The following is a 16,239-nucleotide window of genomic DNA, read 5'->3' on the forward strand; positions in this document are numbered from 1 at the left end:
CCCCAGCTAAGCCGACCGCGCTGAGCAAGTAACAGCAGGTCAGAGCCCTGTATCATCAACAGTAAGAGATTGACGATTTACCTCACCAAAGCCACAGGCGAGGTCATCGAAGCCCACACCGACCGCCAACACGCCCACCACGACCGACTGCACGAAGAACTCTCGATCACCCCGTGCTCACCCAGGTGCCCCATCTGGCTGCTCTACGGCATCCAACCCCTCGGCATCTCCAGCCGCACCACCCCCGGCCACTGCCGAAGCCGAGCACACCGACGCACCACCCTCGGACTCCCCGGCCGCCGAGTCCTCGTCTCCCGCAAATGGTCCGGCAAAACCCTCACCGACCACCGAACCGACCGCAAAACCTTCGTCACCCAAGCACTCGCCGCCATCGGGATCATCAAACCCGAACCCGACCGATCCCGGCTGACCTGGCACAAAGTCAAACCCGGCGACCCCGCCGCCCCACCCCGGGTCCACCTGCTCATGCACGCCATCAGCGAACGCATCCGCTGGAGAGCCGAATACGACGCCGCCATCCTCACGGCCAACCTTTCAGCAACACCACCACAAGCAGCCTGACCCGGGAGAACGGTATGAGCAACCAGCAACCACGCGCCCGGTTGTGGGGGATTCCGGAGGTCTCCGAGTACCTCGGGGTTCCGGAGCAGACGATCTACCAGTGGCGGACCAAGAAGTATGGGCCACCTGGGCGGAAAATCGGGAAGTACGTGCGATTCCGCCCTGAGGACGTCATTGCCTGGGTGGATGAGCAGCCAGAGGCGGCATAGTGCCTCGGCCGCCTATGCCGGTGGGGACGTTCGGGAAGGTCTACACGAAGAAGTGGCGGGACCAGTACCGGGCTCGGTGTCGATACCGCCACTACGACGGCAAGATCTACGAGGTTGAGCGGTATGGGTCGACCACCACCAAAGCTGAGGAACGGCTCAAGCTTGCCATTCGGGACTTCATGGCCCCTGCCAAGGGCAATCAGTTCAGCGCGCAGAGCAAGTTCTCCGCGTTGGCGGCCGGGTGGATGGCGGAACTGGAACGGCTGGCAGAGCGTGGGATCGGGTCGTGGGGGACTATCGACACCTATCGGAGTCGGCTGCAGACGGTAGTTCTTCCTACACTTGGGGAACTGCGAGCGCATGAACTGACTGTGATGGGCCTGAATGCCGTCGTCCAGGACGTGCGGGACAAGTCGACTGCCAGTTCGGCGAAGACGGTGCGGGCGATCGTTTCCGGGATCTGTGGGTTCGCGGTTACGCACGGGGCTTTGGAAAGGAACCTCGCCCGGGACATCGGGCGGATCGATTCGAGGCAGGCGCGGCACAGGCCATCACAGTCGCGGGCGTTGACCGAAGTGGAGCTGCTGGATCTGCTCGGCAAGCTTGATGTGGATGAACAGGCGCTGAGGGATGATCTGCCGGACCTGGTGCGGTTCTTCCTGGCGACGGGAGAGCGCACCGGGGAAGCGTTGGCGGCGCATTGGGAGCAGTTCAACCCGGTCGGCAAGGTCATCCAGGTCCACGCGAACGTCATCCGGGCCACGGGACGCGGCAAGATCCTCAACGAGGGGAAGACGGCCAACTCGGTCCGGCCGATCGCGTTGACGGACTGGTGTGTCGCGATGTTGGTCCAGCGCCAGGCGGTGACCGGGGCGACCACGGGACCGATCTTCCCGAGTTCCACCGGCACCATCCGCGAGGCGAGCAACGTGCGGAACCGGGCTTGGAAGCCGTTCCTCAACCGGGCGGGCTACCAGTGGGTCACCTTCCGCACCTTCCGGCGGACAGTCGCGACCCTGCTGGATGACGCAGGCCTCACCGCGCGGCAGATCGCGGACGTGCTCGGGCATGCCCGGCCGTCGATGACCCAGGACGTCTACATGGCCCGGGGCGCGGTGAGCCGGGCGGCGGCCGAAGCGCTGGGGAATGTGCGGGGTTTCTGCGGGGATGGATCATGACCTACGCCGGGGGAACGGCGCTGACCAGGGAGAAGAGTGGGCCGCCTGGGGCTCGAACCCAGAACCTACGGATTAAAAGTCCGCAGCTCTACCAATTGAGCTAACGGCCCAGGGGGCCGAGTGTAGCGGGCGGAGGTGGGGGCGGATTGGGGGCCCGATGGGGGACCTGCCGGTGGGTGGTGTGGGTCACAAAGGTAACTGTGGGTTGCACAGAGCAAGTGGGAGGCCGGTCCGGTTGGCGAGCGGGAGGACGGGTGGGCAGGTGCGGAAAGATCATGGGAAGGGGGACCGGCAGGTCTGGACCAAAGCGGGTGGTGGTCACGGGCGGTGGCCGTCCGGTACTGGCCAAGAGTCCATTGTGGCTGGTCACGCGGTTGTAGCGTCCATCTGCGACACCCACTGGGGGTGGCGGACGGAGGTAACAGGGCGATGACGGTCATGGGCAAGGTCGCGGCGGTGGCGGCGGCTGGGGCGGCGGCGTTGGTGGTGTCGGCGGGGGTCGCGCAGGCGAGCACGACGGACAGCGGGACGATCCTCTACACGGGGACCCTGGCGGACTGCCAAGAAGGCGGCAACAACGGGGTGGCCGGGAACGTGTTCGACAGCTACTACTGCGAGTCGTCGTGGGGTGGGACTTACACGTTGCGGGTGTATCCGACCGTGGTGGGGTTCAGTGGTGTTTACCTGCACACCTTCCCGACGTCGGTGGGGTGTGAGACCGCGGCGGCGGCTGGGGAGCCGGGGATCTGGACGTCGTACGAGTGCAAGGACGGGTTCGCCGGGTACGCGTTGATTGTTTCCGGGTGAAGGCGCGGGTCCCGCCCGGGGGAATCACCCGGGCGGGACCCGATTTCGGGCACGGCGGGCCAAATCCGTTGACGGAGACCGGAAAGGGGTGCGAGGCTCCGGAAAACCGGGAGGCGAAAATGGATCAGGACCGGCGGGCGGTCGCCGCCGCTGCGGTGTCGACGGTGTTGTGGGCGTCGGCGTTCGTGGTCATCCGGGACGCGGGGCGGTACTTCTCGCCGGGGGCGTTGGCGGAGGGACGGCTGCTGGCTGGGGCGGCGGCGCTGCTGGTCTACCTGGGGATACGGCGGGAGGGGTGGCCGCCGAAGGGGGCTTGGCCGGGGATCGCGGTGTCGGGGGTGCTGTGGTTCGGCGGCTACATGGTGGTGCTCAACTGGGGTGAGCGGCTGGTCGACGCGGGCACCGCGGCGATGGTGGTCAACATCGGGCCGTTGCTGATCGCGTTGCTCGGCGGGTGGCTGTTGCGGGAGGGATTCCCGCCGCGGCTGATGACGGGGATGGCGGTTTCGTTCGCGGGCGCGCTGGTGGTTGGCTTTTCCACGGCGGAATCCGGGGCGGCGTCCATTCTCGGAATCGCGCTGTGCCTGGTCGCGGCGGTGACTTACGCGGCCGGGGTGGTTTCCCAGAAACCCGCGTTGAAACACGGGTCGGCGTTGCAGGTCACGACATTCGGGTGCGTGATCGGCGCTGTCGCGTGCCTTCCCTTCTCTGGGCAGCTCATCGACGAGGTGGGCAAGGCGCCGGTCAGCGCCAGTCTTGGCGTGGTCTACCTCGGCCTTTTCCCCACCGCGCTGGCGTTCTACACGTGGGCGTACGCGCTTTCCCGCACCACGGCCGGAAAAATGGGGGCCACCACGTACGTCGTCCCCACCCTGGTGGTGGTCATGTCGTGGCTGTTCCTCGGCGAGGTGCCCGGCCTGTTGACACTGCTCGGCGGCGCGCTCTGCCTGGCCGGGGTCGCGGTGGCGCGGACCCGGCGGCGGACACCGGCGGTGGCGAGAACGTGAATCACTCACCCGTTCGGCTCACGCGAACACGGCCGGATGGCGATGTGATCTAGTGGTTCGACCCGGACGTTGGCTGGGTATCGGCCTGGCCACGGCGTTCCTGGCAAGGCGCCGCAACGGCCTCGTACTGGACGTACTTGGTCGTTTCGGTCACGAAGCCAGGGACGTCGTGGGCAGGTCGAGACCGGGCAACGTCCGGGTCGGGCCACTAGCTTGGGTTCCCATCCTGCCACCAGAAAGGGGCCGAGATGACCACAGCGCCAGCCGACCAGCACCAACGGGGGACGGCGTTCGCCGACCTGCACCGCGGGCCGGGCGCGTTCGTCCTCGCCAACGCGTGGGACGCGGGGACCGCGCGGGTGCTGACCGGGCTCGGGTTCCGCGCGCTGGCCACCACCAGCGGCGGGCTCGCGTTCAGCCTCGGCCGAGCCGACGGCCGCAACCTGGTCAGCCGGGACGAGACCCTGGCCAACGCGCGCGCGGTGATCGCCAACACGCACCTGCCGGTCTCCGCCGACCTGGAGAACGGGTTCGGTGACGACCCCGGCACCGTCGCCGACACGATCCGGCTGGCTGGCGAGTCCGGCCTGGTCGGCGGGTCGATCGAGGACGCCACCGGCCGACCCGACGACCCGATCCACGGGTTGGACCTGGCCGTCGAGCGGATCACCGCCGCCGTCGAGGCCGCCCGCGCGCTGCCGTTCCCGTTCACCCTCACCGCCCGCGCCGAGAACTTCCTCTACGGCAGACCGGATCTGGACGACACCATCCGCAGGCTCCAGGCGTTCGCCGACGCGGGCGCGGATGTCCTCTACGCCCCCGGCCTGCCGGACATCGAGTCCGTGAAGGCCGTCTGCGCCGCCGTCGACAAACCGGTCAACGTGCTGGCCACCGGCCCGGCCGCGCGCTGCTCGGTGGCCAAGCTGGGCGAGATCGGCGCCCGCCGGATCAGCCTCGGCTCCGCGCTGCCCAGGGCCGCGCTGACCGCCGCCGTGCTGGCCGCGCAGGAGATCGTCGAGTCCGGCACCTTCACCCTGACCACCGGCGCGATGTCGTACGCCCAGGCCGAGGCCCTTGAGAACGGAGAGCGATGACCCACCTGTGGTTGCGGCACGAGGTGCGATCCACCGAGCGCCGCGCCCCCATCGTCCCCGACGACGCCCGAACCCTGGTGGACGCCGGGATCGCGGTCACCGTCGAGGACTCCCCGCACCGGGTGTTCCGCACCGACGACTACGCCGCAGTGGGCTGCGCGATCGCCGAACCGGGTTCCTGGACCGACGCCCCACAAGACGCGTTCATCATCGGTCTCAAAGAACTTCCCGACGCACCAACGGAACTACACCACCGACACGTCTACTTCGGACACGCGTACAAGGGCCAGCACGGCGCGCGGGAGCTGCTGGACCGGTTCACCGACGGCGCCCTGCTCGACCTGGAGTACCTGACCGACGCCACTGGCCGCAGGCTCGCCGCGTTCGGCTATTGGGCCGGTTACATTGGCGCCGCCTTGGCCGTCCTGCACCTGCGCGGCGCCCTCCAGACCCCGCTGGAACCCATGGGCCGCAACGACTTGGACGCCAGGCTGGCCGATCACGACGACACCCGCGCCCTGGTCATCGGCGCGCTCGGTCGATGCGGTCGCGGCGCGACGGACGCGCTCGAGGTCGCTGGGATCAAGCCGACCGGCTGGGACCTGGCCGAGACGCGCGACCTGGACAAGGCCGCCCTGCTCGACCACGACGTCCTGGTCAACGCCGTCCTGACCACGACGCCGGTGCCGCCGTTCGTCACCGACCACGACCTGGACGCCCCGAACCGGCGGCTGTCCGTCATCGCGGACGTGACCTGCGACGTCACCTCCGACTGCAACGTCCTCCCGGTGTACGACCAGGTCACCGACTGGGACCGGCCCGCCCGCAGGCTCCGCGCGGACCCGCCGGTCGACGTCATCGCCATCGACAACCTGCCCTCGCTGCTCCCGCTGGAGGCGAGCGTGGCGTTCTCGCACGACCTGCTGCCGCTGCTGCACACCCTCGACCGGGGTGACGAGTGGCAGCGGGCGCTGGCGCACTTCCACACCGCGAAGGAGGCCGTCGATGGCTGAGACCGTGCACTGGGTCGGCACCGGCCTGTCGACCGGCGGCGGTGTCCGCGTGCTCGCCGAGTCCCACCCCGTTGTCCTCTATGGACGGACGACGGACAAGGCCGCCGCGTGTGTTGAACGCCTTGGCCTCACCGGCAAGGTCACTCCGCGCGCGCTCGACTCCCTGCAGCCCGATCGAGGTGACGTCGTCGTCTCGATGTTGCCCGCGACCGAGCACGCCCGGCTGCTGAAACTGGCCCTGGCCAACGGTTCCCACTTCGCCAACACGAGTTACGTGTCCACTGAGGTCACCGAGATCGCGCGGGACGCGGGCGTCGTGGTGCTGACCGAGTCCGGCCTCGACCCGGGCATCGACCACCTGCTCGCGCACGACCTGATCGCCCGCTCGACCGTCCGGGGACCAGCGACCGCGTCGTTCACTTCCTACTGCGGCGGAGTTCCCGCCGTGCCCAACGAGTTCCGCTACCGGTTCAGTTGGGCGCCCCGCGGCGTGCTGACGGCACTGCTCTCCCCGGCCCGCTACATCGAGGGCGGCGCCGAGCAGGTCGCCGAACGTCCGTGGGAGGCCACGACCGGGCACATCCTGCGCGGTGAGCGGTTCGAGGCCTACCCGAACCGGGACAGCCTGCCGTTCGTCGAGCAGTACCAGGTGCCCGCCGACTGGCGGCTGACCGAGTTCGTGCGCGGCACCCTGCGGCTCGACGGTTGGCTGGACGCCTGGGCGCCGGTGTTCGCCGAGCTGCGCGACCCCGACCCGGACCGGATCACCGCCCTCGCCGCGGACCTGGCGGCGAAGTACCCGACCACCGAGCGAGACCGGGACCGGGTGGTGCTCGCCGTGGCGTTGACCGTGCGTGGCGACGACGGCACCGAGTGGTCCGGCGAATACCTGCTCGACGAGACCGGCGACGACTCCGACAGCGCGATGGCCCGGCTCGTGTCCACCCCGCTCGCGGCCGGGATCACCGACATCCTCTCTGGCGCGCTCGAACCGGGGCTGCACCGGGCGGCGGAAGGCGCCGAGGCGTCCCGGCGGTGGCTGGAGTTCCTCGACCGGAACGGGATCAGGGCCGGGTTCCGTTAAATCTCCACAGTGGATCGTGTTGGTCCGGTAGCGCGCCGCGGCAGCGGACCCCGGCGCCTACCGGACGCACGACCGCCCCACCCGGTTGCGTCGGCGAAACCGCCCTATTTCGACCGAAAACCCCCTACCCTGCCCGGGAACCGGAGAAGGTGCGCCGCGCGTCTATCCCGGCAACCGACCCAGCGAGGGGGCAGACATGGCGGACATCGAATACCGCTTCGGCACCGGCGACAGCGCGCCCAACGTGTACCACGGCGAGGCCAACGTCGACGTGGACGGCGACGGCCACAACGACGCGATCGCGGTCGACTTCGACGGCGACGGCCGCTACGACGACCGCATGTGGGACTCCGACGGCGACGGCGTCGCCGACACGGCCTTACTCGACCGCGACAACGACGGCGTCGCCGAGTCCGCCTACAACGACCCCACCAACCTCGGCACCTGGAACGCCAAGGGCATCGGCGGCAGCCACGAGGACACCGGCGCCGACCTGCCCCCGGCCCACCCCACCACCGACGACGGCCCCGACCACGACCTGATCGACGCCTTCAACGACAGCCTCGACCACGACGTCCACAGCCACCAGAGCGACCACGACACCCACGACACTGACGACCACACCGTCGACGACCACGACTCGACCACCGACCACGGCACCGACAGTGACGACTCGTGTTCCCCCGACACCGCCGACCATGCTTCGAGCTGGTAGCCGCACCGCCCGAAGCCGCGTAGTGGCCCAGGACACGGACTAACCTGGCCCAGTGGCTCCAACCGTTGCGACACCCCCGAAGGCGGACTCGCCCCCAGCGCTGGCGATCGGCCGGTACCGGGTCGACCCGGCGGTGGTGCTCGCCCCGATGGCCGGCATCACCAACGTCGCGTTCCGCACGCTGTGCCGGGAGTTCGGCAGCCCCACCTCGCTGTACGTCTGCGAGATGATCACCGCGCGGGCCGTGGTCGAACGGGACCCGAAAACCATGGAGATGATCACCTTCGGGCCGGACGAGCACCCCCGGTCGCTCCAGCTCTACAGCGTGGACCCGGTGAACATGCGGGCTGCGGTGGAGCTGATCGCGGGCGAGGGCCTGGCCGACCACATCGACATGAACTTCGGCTGCCCGAAGTCAACACACTGACAACACCTGCATCACCTGAGGCTGGAACTATATTTGATCTTTCCAATTGCGGATCGCCTGGTTCAGGTTTCCCCGGAGCCGTTCAGCCGCTGGACTCCCTGGAAGCAACTCGGGGTAGGCGTCACAGGTCTTACGGGCAATTAGTCCTGCGAGATTAGCTGAACTCCGTGCGGGAAACACGAGAAACCGATCTTTCGCGCCGAGTTCTTGCGTCAACCCCAAGAATGAACGACCGATGCCCAGGGAGGGCGACGCGCTGTAGTGTTTTGCTTCGACTGCGGCAATCAAACCACGCTTCCGTGGATGCACCCCCGCCAAGCGGCTCCGCTGAGCCTCCTGTTGGTCGAGAACTGCGACATCACACTCGTGGGCCACTCGGGAACTGCTTGCCGCCACATACACACCGAGGTGAATCTCGAGGTGTTTGGCCAGGCCATCGAAGGAGATCACGGCGTAGGTAAACGTGCCAAGCCATAGATTCCCGGGGCTTCGCCGGAAGCGAAACCCCGACGTGGGTGTTCGCCCATCGGTCGTGAGAAGTACCCGACCCCCTGCAGCGCGCGCCGCATCGACACACAATACGAACAACGATGCCTCGTAGAGATCCGATTCGTCGGCGTCACCTCGATAAGCAGACTGAAGCGCACCGATAGCCGACTCAATCGCAACGACCAGGTCCGCCCGACTCATTTGTCCCCCCGATCGTCGAAGTCTTCATCGAGGAGTGTGCGCACCTGGCGCACGACTTGAGATGTACGTCGCAACTCAACATCCAGACTCAATTCCTCACCGACAGACTCTTCGTCGCTGAAGATCACCACCGGTGTGATACCGAACTCACTGGCCAGCCGTGCGAGCTCACGCCGAGAGCCGTCCATCGACATTGCCAGGGTGATCAATGCGTCTCGAACCAACTCGAGTCGCTCCTCCACGCTATACGGGACCACAGCGACATCAGTCTTACCGAGCGGTGGCAGCTTTGTCTCGTACAACCGCTCGGCGCGATCGGCGCGATCGTCACGACGCAACTTGTCCTCAGTCACGACGCGCCCACCACGCGATTCCCGACCGACTTGGTCGGCGACGTCGGGCAGATCGTGCTCAAGTCGATGCATCACGCGGGAGTACTGCTCGTCTGCGAGAGCCACGACCACTGTCTATCATGACGCACCGTGGCAAGGCATGGCGGTTGAGTAATCAGATCGACGCTGCGGCCCAGGTCCTCAGCCGGTCAGCGTCTGAAGGTCACCAGCGTCGCGTTCCCTGCGACCGCCACCGGCGTATGCGGGTTGCAGGAACGGCGCGGATCTGGGTCGGCACAGTCCAGTCGACGCGAACCGCAGCCGCCCAGATCAGGTTCGTCGCGTTCGATGACGAGGCCTACGCCGAACTGCGGGCCGCATTCACCAGCTAACCTATTCGGGTGTCGACCTCGACCCCGCCCGTGAAAATCGGCCCGTACGACGTGAGCCCGCCCGTCGTACTCGCGCCGATGGCGGGGATCACCAACGTCGCGTTTCGCACGCTGTGCCGGGAGTTCGGCAGCCCGACCTCGCTCTATGTCTGCGAGATGATCACCGCTCGCGCGATCGTGGAGCGCGACCCCAAGACCATGGAGATGATCACGTTCGGGGCCGACGAGCACCCGCGGTCCCTCCAGCTCTACAGCGTTGACCCGAAGAACATGGCCGAGGCTGTCAAGATCATCGCGGGCGAAGGGCTTGCCGATCACATTGACTCCAACTTCGGCTGCCCCGTGCCGAAGGTGACCCGTAAGGGCGGCGGGGCGGCGCTGCCGTACAAGCGGCGGCTGTTCGGTCGGATCGTGCGGGCCGCGGTGGAAGCGGCGGCGCCCGCGGGAATCCCGGTGACGGTGAAATTCCGGGTCGGGATCGACGATGAGCACCTCACTTATCTGGACGCCGGGCGCATCGCCGAAGGCGAGGGCGCCGTGGCGGTCGCGCTGCACGCGCGGACGGCGGCCCAGCGGTACTCGGGGCAGGCGGACTGGTCGCGGATCGCGGAGCTCAAAGACACTGTCACGTCCATCCCGGTCCTGGGCAACGGCGACATCTTCAGCGCCGAGGACGCGCAGCGGATGATGCGCGAGACCGGCTGCGACGGCGTGGTGGTCGGCCGGGGTTGCCTGGGCAGGCCGTGGCTGTTCCGGGAGTTGCACGCCGCGTTGACCGGTCAGCCGATCCCGGCGGGTCCGTCCCTCGGTGAGGTCGGGACGATCCTGCGTCGGCACGGCGCCCTGCTCGCCGACCACCTCGGCGCGGACAAGGGCCTGCGTGACCTGCGCAAACACATGGCCTGGTACCTGCGCGGCTTCCCGATCGGCTCCGACCTGCGCCGGGCGTTCGCCCTGGTGTCCACCCTGGCCGAGCTCGACGACCTCATCGGCGAGCTCGACCACGACGCCCCCTACCCCGCCGACGCGGAGGGGCCGCGGGGCAGGCAGGGTTCCCCGGGGCGGGTTGTGCTGCCCGAGGGATGGCTGGAAGATCCCGAGGACGCCGCCGTGCCGGTCGGTGCCGAGCTGATGCACTCGGGGGGATGATGCGCCGGGTTTGGGGTACCGCGCTGGTCCTGCTGGCCACGACCACGGCGGCGGGCTGCGCGACCGCGGTAGCGGGGAAGCCGGTGGCGGCCGTGAGCGCGACCGGGCAGGACCGGTCGCTCATCACCAAGTACTTCGCCGACCTCGACGACGCCGGGACCCAGGGGGCGGGCGCGCAGCGCGACTTCCTGCGCCGCACCCAGCACCCGGACTTCGCCTCGGCGACCTGCGACCTCGGCGGCCTGACGCTGCGGATCGAGCCGACCATGTCGACGCTGCGCACGGACCCCAAGTGGAAGCCGGAGCGGGCGGGCAAGCCGCCGCGCGGGACGGTGTACGTGGTGGCCGTGTCGGTGTGGATCCGCCGGGACACCGCGACGCTGGCCGAGCAGATCGGGTCGCAGCGGGTCGTGGTGCTGGACGGGAAAGCGTACGGCTTCACGCCCTGCCCGACCAGGTGACGCCGAACGGGTGACCCTCGTCGAACACGTTTCGCCACCGATCCCCCACTCCGTCACCGGTATGGAGCAGTGTGCCGTCCACCAGTAGGGGGAATTCCGGCGTCCAAGCGTCCCGGTCGCTCAAGCGCGGCTTCATTCCGGACGACACACACGTACGTAGGGAGGTGACCGCGGTGGCCGTTCTGGGACGAGGTGTCGCCAAGCCCGAGCCCGACCAGCGGGACAGCCCGTGGCCGGACCACCGGGTCAGCGAGCCGACAGTACCGCTGCGCCACCCCGCGATCACCGAGCGCGCCGAGAACCCGGACGACCCGCCCGCGGACACGGCGAACCTGGTCAGCCTGCACGAGTCCATCGCGGCCCTGCTCGCCTCCCGTGGCCAGTACCGGCAGGCATACCAGCACCTCCGCTCCGCACTGGACCTGGTGTCCGAGCTGGGCGCGCCGCCGCAGATACCCGAGCAGTTCCGCCGCGAGGTCGACCGGCTGCGCCGCGAGCACGCCGAGGCGCACGAGCAGAGCATCCGGGACAGCCTCACCGCCAGCTACAACCGCCGCTACCTCGACCAGCGGCTGGTCGACCTGGTCGCCGAGCAGGGCAACGCGGCCGGGCTGGCCGTCGCGCTGGTCGACCTGGACTGGTTCAAGCAGGTCAACGACACCTTCGGGCACCTGGTCGGCGACCGGGTGCTGCAGCGGGTGGTCGAGCTGCTGCAGGACGGCCTGCCCGACGACGGCTTCTGCGCCCGCTACGGCGGCGAGGAGTTCGTGCTGGTGCTGCCCGGCGTCGACCAGAGCACCGCGGTCGACATCGCCGAGGCCGCCCGGGGCCGGGTCGAGCGGTACCCGTGGTCGAGCCTGGTGCTCGGGCTGAGGGTCACGGTGAGCGTCGGCCTGGCGCACGAACCCGCCATCCGAGTGGCGGACAACACACCGGCGGCCCCGGAGCGTCAGCTCCGCGAGGCCGACGCGTTGCTCTACACGGCGAAGCAGTCCGGCCGGAACGCCGTCGCTTACCTGCTCGACGGCACCGCCCACCTGGCTGGAGCCGCCGCGGGGCGGCGAGCGGTGGCCGCGCCGCGAGCCTCCGCCCGGTAAGTACCCAACCCGACCGGGGCTACCCTGATTGGGCTAGACCAGTGCGCGGATCTCCGCACCGTTAGTGAACGAATCTCGGTCTGCCATCGTCACGGGGGGCAGCCATCCGTACTATCGCACCTGCAGCGTGACACGATCGGGTAAGCAACCGAACGCGGCACAGCAACGTGTTGATAACCAACCGACAACGGTTCACGCGGCACCAGCAGTCAACGCACGCACGAGTACCGCGGAAGGAGCACGGGTGTCCGACGACCACGACCGCGCCCCGGGCTCCTCGTCCGGCGGGAAGCGCCGCGCCCCGGAACCGGCCGAGCAGCCCCGACGCAGGCGCCGGTCGATGGAGGGCTCGGGCGGGGTCAGCGTGTCCGACCTGGTCGAGCGGCACAACCCGAACGCCACCGGCTCTCGGTCGAACCTGATGCCCGTCCCCGAAGCGGACGAACCGGACGAGATACCGAGACACCACAGCCAGCCGCCCGCGAGCGGCCGACGCGCCGCCCCGGAGCCGCCCTCCCGGCACGCCGCCCCGGAGGACGTGCACCGCAACGTCATCAGCCGCGGTGGCAGGCGCAGCGCCCCCGAGGTGCCCGCGCCGGAACCGCCGCCGCCCCCGGAACCACCGCGGCGCACCGAACAACCCAGGGCCGAACAACCCAGGACTGAACAGCCCCGGCCCGAGCCGCGCCGCAACCGCACCGCGACGCACGCCGTGCCCGCCGACATCCTCGCCCAGTCGACCGGCCAACCCGTCGACCGCGCGCCCCGGCCCGCCGTCCCCGATGAGGAGGACCGGCCCCGCTCGGTGGTCGAACTGCTCGGCACGAGCACCGGTAGGCGCGCGAAGAAGGAGACCTTCGCCGAATCGGCCAGCCGAGGCCGCGCCGACGCCAAGCGCGCGCTGCCCGGCACCCCGCCGCCGCCCCAGACACGGCATGATGCCGAGGAGGCCTCCGGCCGCCGGGCGCTCCCCGAGCCCACCGGCCGCCGCGCCCGCCCGGACACCGAACCGGAACCGGTGCGCTACCCCCAGCAATACACTGAACCGGAGCCGACCGGCCGCCGCGCACTCTCCGACGCACGACGCCGCGCCCTGACCGAGCCCACCCGCTCGGAACCGGTCCGCCGCCGCGCCCTCGACGACGACTTCGCCGAGCCCACCCGGTCCGAACCGGTGCGGCCCGCGCTCGCCGACCCGACCCGCTCGGAACCACTGCGCCGCGGCCCGGCCCACCCGCCGGGCACCCCCGAGTTCCCACTGGACGGCCGCCGGGCACCGGAGCCGCCGTACGCGGAGAACCGCCCGCCGTCCCCGGTGCGCCGCGGCCCGCAGGACGGACCGGTCCGGCGCCAGCCAACCGGCCAGTACCCGACGCCGGAGACCACCGGGTCCCGGCCCGCCCCCGGCCGCAGGCCAGAACCGCCGTTCGCGACCGGCGCGCACCCGGTACCCCCGGTCGAGCCGCCGCGCACCGGCCAACACCCGTTGCCTGGGCGCCCCGGCAACCAGTCCGGACCGATGCCGGTCGCCGGACGCGGACCGAACGGGCAGCCACCGAACGGCCAGTTCCCCAACGGCCGCCCCGTCGAACCGCCGCGCGCGACCGGCCAGTACCCGGTCCCCGGCGGACAACCGGGCAACACCGGGCAGTACCCGACGCCGAACGGGCGGGAGCCCGGAAACACGGGGCAGTACCCGAATCCGCAGAACTCCGGTCAGTACCCCGTGCAGAACGGGCGCGGACCGGGCAACGGCACCGGCTCGTTCCCCGTCCCCAACGGCCGCGAACCGTCGAACACCGGGCAGTACCCGACGCCCAACGGGCGGGCCGAGCAATTCCCCGCCCCCGGTGGGCAACCGGGCAACACGGGCCAGTACCCGACCGGCCGTTCGCTCGACGGGCAGCAGGGCAGCGGGCAGCACCCCGTACCCGGTCGCACCGGCCAGCACCCGATACCGGGTGGGCCGCGACCGACCACCGGCCAACACCCGATCCCGGGCAACCGCGACGACGGACCGCAGGACCCCCCGGCCGCCGAGATCCAGGTCGACCCGCTCACCGGCAGGCCGAAGATCCCCAACCAGCAGCCGCCCGGCCAGTCGTCCATGCCGCCCAAGCCGGACGGCAAGCTCACCCCGCCGCCGGACGTCTCGCCGCAGGAACTCGTCGGCCTCACCACCGAGATGGAACCGATCGGCGAGGCCGTGCAGAAGCGGCGCCGGGTCGACCAGACCCTCGCCCGGTTCTCCAAGGTGCACGACGAGATGCGCGCCGAGGAGAAGGCCCGCCGGAACAAGCGGCTCAAACTCAACCCGTGGGGCGCCGACGCCGCCGAGTTGGAGGACAAGCTCGACGAACTCGCCGCGGCACCGGCCGAACCGACCGTCGTCGTCTCGGCGGTCAACCAGGACAGAGACCAGGACGGTGACAACGAGGGTGACGGCGCCGAGGAGAGCGCGGACGAGGAGAACAAGCCCAAGCGCGGCCGGTGGTCGCTGATCGCCAAGGTGTTCTCCGGCTCCGCCGCGCTGCTCGTGTTCGCCGCCACCGGCGTCGGCTGGGGCTTCAAGGAGTGGGCCGACAACAGCATCGGCCAGGTGCGCGCGCTCGACCCCGGGTCGTCGTCCATCCAGAACGCCGACGGGCAGCGCGGCGACGAGAACTTCCTGATGGTCGGCTCGGACACCCGCGCGGGCGCCGAGGCCGAGGACGGGGTCGGCGACGCGCAGCACGTCACCGGCGCCCGCTCGGACACCGTGATGGTCGCGCACATCCCGGCCGACCGCAGCCGCGTGGTGATCGTGTCCTTCCCGCGCGACCTGGAGATCAACCGGCCGAGCTGCGAGCGCTTCGACAGCACCGCGGCCAAGTACACCGGCCAGCAGGTCGGCGGCGAGAAGTACGCCAAGATGAACACGGCGTACGAGGTCGGCGGGCCGCTGTGCGTCACCAAGGTCATCCAGCAGTTGACCGGCCTGCAGATCACCCGGTTCATCAGCATCGACTTCAACGGCTTCAAGGGCATGGTCGACGCGGTCGACGGCGTGAACGTGTGCGTCGAGAAGCCCATGTTCGACACGACGCTGAACAAGTGGGTCGTCCAGCAGGCGGGCACCGACGTGCTGCTCAAGGGCGACCAGGCGCTGGACTTCGTGCGCGCCCGGCACGTGCGCGGCGACCCCACCTCCGACTACGGCCGCATCAAGCGGCAGCAGCGGTTCCTGTCCTCGCTGCTGCGCAAGGCCATGTCCGGGCAGGTGCTGCTCGACCCGAGCAAGCTCTCCGCGTTCGCCACCGAGTTCGCCAAGTCCACCTTCGGCGACAACATCAACGTCGACTCGCTGATGCAGCTCGGCCAGTCACTGCAGAACCTGGAAGCCGGGCGGGTGACCTTCATCACCGTGCCCACCGTCGGTCTGCCCAACGCGCGCGACAACGAGGTGCTGCGCAAGGGCGACTCGGACGCGCTGTTCAAGGCGATCATCGACAAGACGCCGCTGCCCGGCGAGGCCCCGGTGCCCGCGGGCACCGGCCAGCAGCAGGCAGCGCCGATACGCGACCAGCAGCCGGTCGACCCGAAGACGCTGAAGATCCAGGTCCTCAACGGCGGCAACACCACCGGCGGCGTCGCCCGGCGCACCGCGGACAAGCTCGCGGGCTTCGGTTTCACCGTCGTGCAGGTCAACCCCACCGCCACGGTGCCCAAGACCGTTGTGCACTACGGGAAGGGACACGAGGCCGCCGCGCAGACCCTGGCGTCCACCATCCCCGGCGGCGCGGTCCTGCAGGAAGACCCGTCGATGTCCGCCGCGCTGGTCCTGATCATCGGCCCCGAGTTCAACGGCCAGGTCGTCGCACCGAACGCGGGCGGCACCCCGGCGACGTCCACCCCGGCACCCGCGCCGCTGCCGAAGAACCTCTCCACCATCAACGCCGACGACGTGCACTGCGCCTGAGCGCGACGGGTCGTTCATCTTGGGTTCACCTGGCGATGGCGCAT

The 16,239-nt window shown here is 69.6% G+C and carries 13 protein-coding genes, 1 tRNA gene and 2 pseudogenes; 14 read left to right on the forward strand and 2 right to left on the reverse strand.

What is annotated here, in order from left to right; all coding sequences use genetic code 11:
- Window positions 1-69 precede the first annotated feature (69 nt).
- The 3 genes and pseudogenes from H504_RS0113260 to H504_RS0113270 all read left to right on the forward strand — a co-directional run.
- Window positions 70-582, forward strand: a pseudogene (locus H504_RS0113260) (replication initiator); the annotation flags it as partial.
- Window positions 583-596: 14 nt separating this feature from the next.
- Complete coding sequence (locus H504_RS0113265) at window positions 597-791, forward strand: helix-turn-helix transcriptional regulator (RefSeq protein ID WP_026423175.1); 195 nt, start codon at window positions 597-599, stop codon at window positions 789-791.
- A gap of 20 nt (window positions 792-811) precedes the next feature.
- Window positions 812-1,969, forward strand: coding sequence for a tyrosine-type recombinase/integrase (locus H504_RS0113270; protein WP_245614229.1), 1,158 nt, complete (start codon window positions 812-814; stop codon window positions 1,967-1,969).
- Between the two features lie 37 nt (window positions 1,970-2,006).
- Here the strand turns inward: H504_RS0113270 and H504_RS0113275 are convergent.
- Window positions 2,007-2,079 (reverse strand) — tRNA-Lys (locus tag H504_RS0113275).
- A 319-nt stretch (window positions 2,080-2,398) separates the two neighbouring features.
- On the opposite strand from H504_RS0113275, the gene H504_RS34810 reads away from it, so the two are divergent.
- The 7 genes and pseudogenes from H504_RS34810 to H504_RS0113310 form a co-directional block, all read left to right on the forward strand.
- Window positions 2,399-2,776 carry a hypothetical protein gene (locus H504_RS34810; RefSeq protein ID WP_035304226.1) on the forward strand — a complete coding sequence of 126 codons (378 nt, stop codon included), beginning with the start codon at window positions 2,399-2,401 and terminating at the stop codon, window positions 2,774-2,776.
- A 119-nt stretch (window positions 2,777-2,895) separates the two neighbouring features.
- A complete protein-coding gene (locus H504_RS0113285; RefSeq protein WP_026423177.1) occupies window positions 2,896-3,783 on the forward strand; it encodes a DMT family transporter in 888 nt (295 codons plus the stop codon).
- 248 nt (window positions 3,784-4,031) lie between these two features.
- Entirely contained in the window at window positions 4,032-4,877 is an 846-nt protein-coding gene (locus H504_RS0113290; protein WP_026423178.1) for an isocitrate lyase/PEP mutase family protein, read from the forward strand.
- Window positions 4,874-5,890 (forward strand): saccharopine dehydrogenase, encoded by a 1,017-nt coding sequence (locus tag H504_RS34815; protein ID WP_035304228.1) that lies wholly within the window; start codon window positions 4,874-4,876, stop codon window positions 5,888-5,890. The genes H504_RS0113290 and H504_RS34815 overlap by 4 nt, the downstream gene beginning before the upstream one ends.
- A complete protein-coding gene (locus H504_RS0113300; RefSeq protein ID WP_026423179.1) occupies window positions 5,883-6,974 on the forward strand; it encodes a saccharopine dehydrogenase C-terminal domain-containing protein in 1,092 nt (363 codons plus the stop codon). Before H504_RS34815 ends, H504_RS0113300 begins: the two co-directional genes overlap by 8 nt.
- Before the next feature lie 196 nt (window positions 6,975-7,170).
- Entirely contained in the window at window positions 7,171-7,689 is a 519-nt protein-coding gene (locus H504_RS38630) for a hypothetical protein (protein ID WP_051385795.1), read from the forward strand.
- A 148-nt stretch (window positions 7,690-7,837) separates the two neighbouring features.
- Window positions 7,838-8,101, forward strand: a pseudogene (locus tag H504_RS0113310) (tRNA-dihydrouridine synthase); the annotation flags it as partial.
- Window positions 8,102-8,802: 701 nt separating this feature from the next.
- Here H504_RS0113310 and H504_RS0113315 read toward each other — a convergent pair.
- Window positions 8,803-9,264, reverse strand: coding sequence for a hypothetical protein (locus H504_RS0113315; RefSeq protein WP_157440385.1), 462 nt, complete (start codon window positions 9,262-9,264; stop codon window positions 8,803-8,805).
- A gap of 275 nt (window positions 9,265-9,539) precedes the next feature.
- Here H504_RS0113315 and dusB point away from each other — a divergent pair, with 275 nt between their 5' ends.
- From dusB to H504_RS43050, 4 genes are all read left to right on the forward strand, one after another.
- Complete coding sequence (dusB, locus tag H504_RS0113325) at window positions 9,540-10,679, forward strand: tRNA dihydrouridine synthase DusB (protein ID WP_026423182.1); 1,140 nt, start codon at window positions 9,540-9,542, stop codon at window positions 10,677-10,679.
- Window positions 10,676-11,140: a hypothetical protein gene (locus H504_RS0113330; protein ID WP_245614230.1), complete on the forward strand. Its 465-nt coding sequence runs from the start codon at window positions 10,676-10,678 to the stop codon at window positions 11,138-11,140. Before dusB ends, H504_RS0113330 begins: the two co-directional genes overlap by 4 nt.
- Before the next feature lie 281 nt (window positions 11,141-11,421).
- Window positions 11,422-12,237 (forward strand): GGDEF domain-containing protein, encoded by an 816-nt coding sequence (locus H504_RS0113335; protein WP_035304258.1) that lies wholly within the window; start codon window positions 11,422-11,424, stop codon window positions 12,235-12,237.
- A gap of 244 nt (window positions 12,238-12,481) precedes the next feature.
- Window positions 12,482-16,195 (forward strand): LCP family protein, encoded by a 3,714-nt coding sequence (locus H504_RS43050; protein ID WP_051385796.1) that lies wholly within the window; start codon window positions 12,482-12,484, stop codon window positions 16,193-16,195.
- The last annotated feature ends 44 nt before the right edge of the window (window positions 16,196-16,239 follow it).

This window comes from Actinokineospora inagensis DSM 44258, from assembly GCF_000482865.1.
Lineage (GTDB): Bacteria > Actinomycetota > Actinomycetes > Mycobacteriales > Pseudonocardiaceae > Actinokineospora > Actinokineospora inagensis.